The sequence below is a fragment of the Micrococcus sp. GbtcB5 genome (genome assembly GCF_019091605.1).
Taxonomy (GTDB): Bacteria; Actinomycetota; Actinomycetes; order Actinomycetales; family Micrococcaceae; genus Micrococcus; species Micrococcus luteus.
In genome coordinates, this window is the sequence record NZ_JAGXJK010000041.1 from 1 (window position 1) to 8,011 (window position 8,011).

At 69.1% G+C, this 8,011-nt stretch carries 8 protein-coding genes; 6 read left to right on the top strand and 2 right to left on the bottom strand.

Annotated elements, in window-relative coordinates:
- Positions 1-373 precede the first annotated feature (373 nt).
- Positions 374-1,027, bottom strand: a complete 654-nt coding sequence (locus tag KVS67_RS10880; protein ID WP_063190032.1) for a hypothetical protein — start codon at positions 1,025-1,027, stop codon at positions 374-376.
- 109 nt (positions 1,028-1,136) lie between these two features.
- Between KVS67_RS10880 and KVS67_RS10885 the strand changes: the two genes are divergently transcribed.
- Both KVS67_RS10885 and KVS67_RS10890 read left to right on the top strand, forming a co-directional pair.
- The gene (locus KVS67_RS10885) at positions 1,137-1,553 is read left to right on the top strand and encodes a DUF3054 domain-containing protein (protein ID WP_036384761.1); all 417 of its coding nucleotides are present in this window, start codon (positions 1,137-1,139) and stop codon (positions 1,551-1,553) included.
- Positions 1,554-1,621: 68 nt separating this feature from the next.
- A complete protein-coding gene (locus KVS67_RS10890) occupies positions 1,622-1,903 on the top strand; it encodes an Lrp/AsnC family transcriptional regulator (RefSeq protein ID WP_036384759.1) in 282 nt (93 codons plus the stop codon).
- 54 nt (positions 1,904-1,957) lie between these two features.
- Here KVS67_RS10890 and trpD read toward each other — a convergent pair whose 3' ends face one another.
- Positions 1,958-3,016 (bottom strand): anthranilate phosphoribosyltransferase, encoded by a 1,059-nt coding sequence (gene trpD / locus KVS67_RS10895; RefSeq protein ID WP_041103765.1) that lies wholly within the window; start codon positions 3,014-3,016, stop codon positions 1,958-1,960.
- 250 nt (positions 3,017-3,266) lie between these two features.
- On the opposite strand from trpD, the gene KVS67_RS10900 reads away from it, so the two are divergent.
- The 4 genes from KVS67_RS10900 (at position 3,267) to KVS67_RS10915 (ending at position 7,584) form a co-directional block, all read left to right on the top strand.
- The gene (locus KVS67_RS10900; RefSeq protein ID WP_020625607.1) at positions 3,267-3,845 is read left to right on the top strand and encodes a cytochrome c oxidase subunit 3; all 579 of its coding nucleotides are present in this window, start codon (positions 3,267-3,269) and stop codon (positions 3,843-3,845) included.
- A gap of 86 nt (positions 3,846-3,931) precedes the next feature.
- A complete protein-coding gene (locus KVS67_RS10905) occupies positions 3,932-4,738 on the top strand; it encodes a cytochrome c (protein WP_036315101.1) in 807 nt (268 codons plus the stop codon).
- A gap of 69 nt (positions 4,739-4,807) precedes the next feature.
- The gene (locus tag KVS67_RS10910; RefSeq protein WP_063190030.1) at positions 4,808-5,884 is read left to right on the top strand and encodes a ubiquinol-cytochrome c reductase iron-sulfur subunit; all 1,077 of its coding nucleotides are present in this window, start codon (positions 4,808-4,810) and stop codon (positions 5,882-5,884) included.
- Positions 5,885-5,889: 5 nt separating this feature from the next.
- Positions 5,890-7,584 carry a cytochrome bc complex cytochrome b subunit gene (locus KVS67_RS10915; protein ID WP_217565338.1) on the top strand — a complete coding sequence of 565 codons (1,695 nt, stop codon included), beginning with the start codon at positions 5,890-5,892 and terminating at the stop codon, positions 7,582-7,584.
- The last annotated feature ends 427 nt before the right edge of the window (positions 7,585-8,011 follow it).

Consider the following 8,011-nt stretch of genomic DNA (forward strand, 5'->3'; position numbering starts at 1 on the left):
TGATGCTGTCCGTGGCGCGCTCGGCTGCCTCGAAGACTGCGGTGATCAGGGCCTGCTGATTGGTCGCTCTCATGCGCCTGGAATGTAGCCAGGTGGACCGACATTCGACAGGAGTTCGTAGTCGGTCGGGCTGGTGCTCGGCGTACTGTGGGTGCTGGACTAGCGGTAGCGGCCCGTCACGTGGGGGTTCGATGCGCTACGGAAGTCTCATCTAGAGTGCGAGAGAAGCAATCCGACTTGCACAGTCATTCTGAGATGACCCCTAGTTACGTGTCTCATGTCAACTGCGGAAGGTCACCCTGCGTGGCACGCGCTGCGTCGTGAGCTGGCCCAGGCGGCCGCGCCGGGCGGCACCGACAACGCGTGCCGGGGTTCACTCCCCCGGGTCTGTGGAGAGCCGCTCCAGCAACGGCAGGACAGCCGCCACCGCCGTCCGGCTCACATGCCAGAGCCCGTGCCGCAACCGGGAATGGACGGCCTGCTGACTGATCCCGAGCTCCGCCGCCGCCTCTCGCTGACTGGCGCCGGCTTCGACCAGCCGTCCCGCCGCGTGCTGGTCAGCGGACCGGCGCCGTTCCACTGCGGCGACCAGCTGCAGGGTGGCCTCCGCACAGCGCAGATCAGCCTCTCGGCCGGACTCCGAGGCGCGGCCCGGGCGACCTCCGGCCGGCAGCACGAGTCGGCCCGGTGCCCGCCGGGCGCGCCGCAGCTCGGCTGGCGTCAGATACGACAACGCTGAGTCCTTGTCGGAGCCACCCTCTGGATCCAGCATCACCGCCCAGGACCCGGTCCGCACGGCCCACAACGCCAGGCCCACCGCAGCCGCCGCGTCGTCGAGGACGACGGCCAGCTCGCCGTCGTGCGGCGCCGCATCGTCGTCCACCGGGTCGGATTCGTCGCCGAGCCACATCGCCGCGGTCACAGCCGCGTCCGGGCGGGGATCGTCGCGCAGCGCGGTTGCCAGACGCCGCGCGTCCTCAGCCGTGGCGGTGGTCGGTCGGATGAGCACCAGATGTACGGACACCATGCCCAGAGTCTATCTCTGACAAAGGCAATGTCTTGTCGTACGGCACGTTCGCCGAGCCGCCCCCGGCCGTACGATCCGCCTCGACTTCGCGGTGGGCCAGACTGGATGCATGACGTCCTCCCCCACCGCCCGTCGTGTCGTACCCGCCGAGCACCGTGCCCCGCGCGGCGCCCTGCCTGCGCTTGCCGTCGACCTCCTGCTCACCGTCCTCTTCGTGGCTCTGGGCCAGGGGCAGCACTCCACGGAGCGCGGGCCGGTGGGCCTGCTGGTCACGGCGGCGCCGTTCCTCGCGGGTCTCCTGCTCATGACCGGGCTGACCTCCGGACACCGGACCTGGGCCCGCGTGTGGCCCCACGGTGTGATCGTGTGGCTGGGGACCGTCGCCGTCGGGATGGTCCTGCGCGTGGCCTTCGGCCTCGGTGGCGCACCCGTGTCCTTCGTGCTCGTGGCGCTCGGGGTGCTGGGCGTCCTGCTCCTGGGCCGCCGGGCAGTGACCGCCTGGCTGGTGCGCCGCACCCGGAGGTGAGGGCCCGGCGCGCAGCTAGGATCATCGCGGACACCGGACCCGCAGCATCGAGGAAATGAGGACCGCCCGTGGTCACCGCCATCGTCTTGATCAAGACCGACAAATCCAGCATCCCGGAGACCGCCGAGGCCCTCGCTGCGCTCGAGGGGGTCGGGTCGGTCTACTCCGTGACCGGCGCGTGGGACCTGGTGGCGATGGTCAAGGTGCGCCGCTATGAGGACCTCGCCGACGTGATCGCCGACCACCTCTCCAAGGTCGACGGGATCCAGGACACCGAGACCATGCTGGCCTTCCGGACCTACTCGTCTGAGGACCTCGGCGAGGGATGGGCGCTCGGCTTCGACTCCTGAGCGTCCTCTCCACGACGGGCCCCATCTCGCCGGGGAAGGCCCGTCGTCGCACCATCAGGATCTGGAGAAGGCGACCCAGCGGTCCAGGACGTCACGCGCGGCGCCGGAGTCGATCGACTCGGCGGCCCGCGCCATGTTGGCCGCCAGCCGCTCCATCAGCGGCGCGTCCGCGTCACGGTCCCAGGCCGTCAGGCCCGCGGCCGCGTTGAGGAGGACGGCGTCGCGGATCGGACCCTTCTCCCCCGCCAGCAGAGCGCGGACGAGGGTCGCATTGTAGGCACCGTCCCGCCCGGCCAGGGCCTGAACGGGGGCCAGGTCGATGCCCAGCTCCCGGGGATCGAGCTCGTGGGTGCGCACACCGTCCCGGACCTCCATGACGGTCGACGGCCCCGACGTCGTGATCTTGTCCCGGCCGTCCGCCCCGCGGAAGACGAAGCCGCGCACCCCCCGGTCCGCGAGCACCTGCGCGAGCAGCGGGACCATGGCCTCACTCGAGCAGCCCAGGGCCTGGGCGGTGACCTGGGCCGGATTGCTCAGGGGGCCGAGGAAGTTGAACACGGTGGGCACGCCGAGCTGCTTGCGCACCGGGGCCACATACTTCATGGACGGGTGGTAGTTCTGGGCGAAGAGGAACGTGATGCCCACGGCCTCGGCGCACTCCTCGGCCTTCCGGGTCGGCATGGACAAGTCCACGCCGAGGGCCTCGATCACGTCGGCCGCGCCGGCGGTGGACGAGGCGCCGCGGTTCCCGTGCTTGACGATCCGCGCGCCCGCACCGGCGGCCACGAGCGAGGACATCGTGGAGAGGTTCACGGTGCCCAGGCGGTCGCCACCCGTGCCCACGACGTCGAGGGTCTCCCCCGGCACGTGCACCGGGTTCGCCGCCTGGACCATCGCCTCGGTCAGGCCGCGCAGCTCCGGCACCGTCACCCCCTTGGCGGCCAGGGCGAGGAGGAATCCGCCCACCTGCCCCTCGGTGGCATCGCCGGCCATCATCTCCCCCATGGCCCACGCGGCGACGTCGTCGCTGAGGTCCTCACCGACGGTGAGGGCGCGGAAGACCTCCGGCCAGGAGGTCCCCAGGACTGCTGCGGTGTTCTCGGGGGTGCTCACGCACTGAGCCTAGCGGCCCGGCCGCACCCGGCACCGCGTCGTGTCATGCGCCGCCCGCCGTGAACCTGGACATCCCCTGGACGCCAGCCTCCGACTGACACTGAAACCCCCCGACGGTGCTGACGACCTGTCCTGCGACACGGTAAGTTCGATTTACCGCCCGGGCGGTGTTTGGGGCCATAATGGCTGGGTGACCACAGCTAACCCCACTCTCCATCAGCCCACCACGGGGCTCCCGAGCCGGCCGAACATGGTGCAGGTCGGGACCATGGTGTGGCTTGCCAGCGAGCTCATGTTCTTCGGTGGGCTCTTCGCCATGTACTTCACCCTGCGCTCCACGTCTCCGGAGCTCTGGGCCGAGCACACCGCGATCCTCAACGTCCCGCTCGCCGCGGTGAACACGACGATCCTGGTGCTCTCCTCCGTCACCGCCCAGTTCGGCGTCCTCGCCGCCGAGCGCCTTCAGCCCCGCCGCACCGGCGGCTTCCTGCAGTTCGGGAAGTGGGGCATGGTCGAGTGGTTCATCCTGACCTTCATCATGGGCTCGATCTTTGTGGCGGTGCAGTCCTACGAGTACGCGGTTCTCGTCTCCGAGGGTGTGACCGTCGCGGCGAACGCGTACGGCTCGGCGTTCTACATCACCACCGGCTTCCACGCCATCCACGTGACCGGCGGCCTGATCGCGTTCCTCTTCATCATCGGCCGCGCCTACATGGCCCGCCGCTTCGGCCACCACGAGGCGACGTCGGCGATCGTCGTGTCCTACTACTGGCACTTCGTGGACGTCGTCTGGATCGCCCTGTTCTTCATCGTCTACTTCCTGAAGTAAGACGACCCCTCACTCACCGCACCGACTTCAGGCCCGGGCCGGCAGCATGAGCGGCCCGACCCGGAAGAGAACGATAGGAAACCCCCGTGAAGGCACTTTCGCAGAACCGACGCCATCCCCTGATGGGGCTGGCGCTCCTCCTGCTGGGACTCCTGGTGACCGGCGGACTGTACTCCGTCGCGAGCACCGTGAACCAGGCGCAGGCGGCCACGCAGGTCACCGCGGCCGCCTCGGCTGATGACATCTCCGAGGGCGAGAAGCTCTTCAACGCGAACTGCGCCTCGTGCCACGGCACGGGAGCTGCGGGGGGTCCCTCCGGCCCGTCCCTGATCGGTGTCGGCGCCGCCTCCGTCGACTTCCAGGTGGGCACCGGCCGCATGCCGATGCAGATGAACGGCCCGCAGGCCCAGGTCAAGCCGAACCAGTTCAACGACGAGCAGACGGCGCAGCTCGCCGCCTACGTCGCCTCGCTCGGCGCCGGCCCGGCCGTCCCCGAGGACGAGTACCTGGACGTGAACCACGAGGACGTGGACATCACCCGCGGCGGCGACCTGTTCCGCATCAACTGCGCCATGTGCCACAACGCGGCTGCGGCCGGCGGTGCGCTCACCCGCGGCAAGTACGCCCCCTCTCTGCAGGGCGTGGAGGAGAAGCACATCTACGAGGCCATGGAGACCGGCCCGCAAAACATGCCGGTGTTCTCCGACTCGAACATCAAGCCCGAGGACAAGCGCGACATCATCGCGTACCTCAAGACCATCGAGAACCAGGGCTCCCCCGGCGGCCTCGCCCTCGGCTCGCTCGGCCCCGTCTCCGAGGGCCTGTTCATCTGGACCGCGGGCCTGGCGCTGATCATCGGCTTCATGGTCTGGCTCACCAGCCGGTCCTCCTGATCCCGTCGGCGCAGGCGCGCCGACCACCCGTCATCGACATTCATCACTCGAGTAAAGGAAACAGGACATATGGGCGAGAAAGGCTTTGAAGGGACCGAGCACCGCTCGGGTTCCCTCGAGCACGCCGGCGAGGACGCGCCCCGCTACGCGATCGACAACCCGGGCCTGCCTCCGCACCGTCCGCGTCTGGCCGATGAGGATCCGAAGGCCGCGAAGCGCGCCGAGCGTCAGGTCTCGGTCATGTTCCTCATCTCCATCGTGGGCACGGTGCTCTTCTTCATCGGCTACTTCGGCGTGGGGCAGATCGGCAACGGTGAGGCGTTCAGCAAGATCTACCTGCAGAACCTGCTGCTCGGCCTGGGCACCGCCCTCGCCATGTTCGGCATCGGCATCGGCGTGGTGCACTGGGCCAAGACCCTGATGCCGGACCACGAGACCGTCGAGGACCGTCACGAGATCCGCTCGGAGGCCGACCGCGTGGCCGCCACCGGGATGATCTCCGAGATCCTGGACGAGTCGCAGATCAAGCGTCGCCCCCTGCTGCGCAACACCCTGATCGGTGCCGCCCTGCTGGCCCCCCTGCCGTTCATCGCCGTGTTCCGCGACCTGGACGACTCGGACAACTTCTCGGACGAGGAGACCCACAACTTCGGACCGGAGCGTCTGCGCCACACCATGTGGGCCGAGGGCGTGCGCCTCGTGCGTGACCCCACCGGCTCCCCCATCAAGGCCTCGGACGTCACGCTCGGCTCGGCCGTGCACGTCATCCCCGACGGCCTGAACGATCTGGGCCCCGACAAGCTCAACCAGAAGGCCAAGGCCGTCGTCCTGCTCATGCGCCTGGACCCCGCCAAGGTGAAGATCACCCCGGGTCGCGAGGACTGGAACGTGGACGGCATCTTCGCCTACTCCAAGGTCTGCACGCACGTGGGCTGCCCGATCGCCCTGTACGAGCAGCACACCCACCACCTGCTCTGCCCCTGCCACCAGTCGACCTTCGACCTGACGCAGGAGTGCAAGGTCATCTTCGGCCCGGCCAGCCACGCGCTGCCGCAGCTGCCGATCACCGTGGACGACGAGGGCTTCCTCGTGGCCCAGAGCGATTTCCATGAGCCCGTCGGGCCTGTCTACTGGGAGCGTGGCTGACACCTATGAGCACCACCGTGAATGAGTTCCAGCCGGCGACCTCGACCGGCCGCATCGCGAACTTCGTCGACACCCGCACGGGGATGTCGCCGATCGTGAAGTTCTTCGCCCGCAAGATCTTCCCGGACCACTGGACGTTCATGTTCGGCGAGGTCGCCCTGTACAGCTTCGTCATCCTGCTGCTGTCCGGCGCGTTCCTCACGTTCTTCTTCGACCCCTCCATGTCGGAGGTCGTCTACAACGGGGCCTATGCCCCGCTGCGCGGCATCGAGATGTCCGCGGCCTACGCTTCGACCCTCGACATCTCGTTCGACGTGCGCGGCGGTCTGTTCATGCGGCAGCTGCACCACTGGGCGGCGCTGCTGTTCGTGGCGGCCATGTCGGTCCACATGCTGCGCGTGTTCTTCACCGGCGCGTTCCGTCGCCCCCGTGAGCTGAACTGGCTGGTCGGCTGCTTCCTGCTGATGGCCGGCTGGGCCGCCGGCTTCACCGGCTACTCCCTGCCCGATGAGGTGCTCTCCGGCAACGGCCTGCGCATCATCGACGGCATCCTGAAGTCCCTGCCGCTGGTCGGCACGTACCTCTCCGCCTTCTTCTTCGGCGGCGAGTTCCCCGGCCACTCGGTCATCGGCCGCCTGTACGCCCTGCACATCATGATCGTGCCGGCCGCCATCCTGCTGCTCATCGGCATCCACCTGTTCATGGTCGTCGTGCACAAGCACACCCAGTACCCGGGCCCGGGCCGCACCGAGGACAACGTGGTCGGCTACCCGGTGGGCCCCGTGTACGCGGCCAAGGCCGGCGGCTTCTTCTTCATCGTGTTCGGTGTGCTCGCGCTCATCGCCTCCACGGTGACGATCAACGCCAACTGGAACTACGGCCCGTACGATCCGTCCCCGGTGCAGGCCGGCACCCAGCCCGACTGGTACATCGGCGTGTTCGACGGCGCCCTGCGCCTCATGCCGGGCATGATCGGCGACTACTCCTTCCTCTGGAACATCCCGATGCCGTGGGGCTCCTCGGTGTCCCTGCCCATGGGCGTGCTCGTGCCGCTGATCCCGGTCGGCGTCCTGCTCGTCGGCATGTGCACCTGGCCCTGGATCGAGCGGTGGATCACCAAGGACAACACTGAGCACCACCTGCTCGACCGTCCGCGCAACGCCCCGGCCCGCACGGGCATCGGCGTGGCCGCCGTCGTCTGGTACTGCGTCATGTGGGCGGCCGCGTCCTCGGACCTCATCGCCACCCACTTCCACCTCTCCCTGAACGACGTGCTGTACGTGCTGCGCGCGCTGTTCTTCCTCGGCCCGGTGATCGCCTTCATCGTGACCCGCCGCATCTGCCTGTCCCTGCAGCGCAAGGACCGTGAGCTGGTGCTCCACGGCCACGAGGCCGGCGTCATCGAGATGTCCCCCGAGGGCGGCTTCCACGAGCGTCACCGCCAGCTCACCGACTACGAGCTGTACCGCCTGGTGTCCTTCGAGGACCGCCGCCCGGTGCCGGCCATGCCCGGCCGCAACGGCAAGGTGGGCGCGCTGGAGAAGGCCCGTGCCGGCCTGAACCGCATGTTCTACCAGGATCGCGTCGCCCCGGTCTCCCGCGAGGAGCTGGTGGAGGCCCGCACCCACGGCCAGCACGGCCACGAGGAGTCCGCGGTCGAGCTCGAGCACGGCTCGCACGCCCCTCACCTGGATCGCTGATCCCGAGCGGCTGATTCCCTGACGAAGGGCCCCACGCACCATGGTGCGTGGGGCCCTTCGACGTTCCCAGGGTGACCTCGAGGACGCGCTGCCCTGAGCAGCCCCGACGCCGCGGCGCGCATCGGCCCGCATGGACGGCGAAGGGTTCAGGCCCGCCGGTCCCGGGCCACCCCCGTGGGCCTGCCCAGCGTTTCCCGCCAGCCTGGGACGTGCCCGGCCCCTGCTGACGGCCACGTGCCCGGTTCCGGACTCCCAGGTGCCGCGGGCCCGTGCCCGACGGTGTGTCCTGGCGGCGGGGGCTGTCCCGGCAGGGTGGCCATCCGCCACCCCTGGGCCCCGAGATGGACGACTGTAAGCGGCCATGAAAAGCTGCCCATAGGTGGCCAGGGAATGACCCGCTGACGGCCATGAGGACTGCCCAGTGATG

Bases quoted from the DNA above. Each gene is read 5' to 3' on its own strand.
- KVS67_RS10885 (WP_036384761.1), top strand. From the start codon at position 1,137: ATGACGTCCTCCCCCACCGCCCGTCGTGTCGTACCCGCCGAGCACCGT.
- KVS67_RS10900 (WP_020625607.1), top strand. From the start codon at position 3,267: ATGGTGCAGGTCGGGACCATGGTGTGGCTTGCCAGCGAGCTCATGTTC.
- KVS67_RS10910 (WP_063190030.1), top strand. From the start codon at position 4,808: ATGGGCGAGAAAGGCTTTGAAGGGACCGAGCACCGCTCGGGTTCCCTC.
- KVS67_RS10915 (WP_217565338.1), top strand. From the start codon at position 5,890: ATGAGCACCACCGTGAATGAGTTCCAGCCGGCGACCTCGACCGGCCGC.
- KVS67_RS10880 (WP_063190032.1), bottom strand. From the start codon at position 1,027: ATGGTGTCCGTACATCTGGTGCTCATCCGACCGACCACCGCCACGGCT.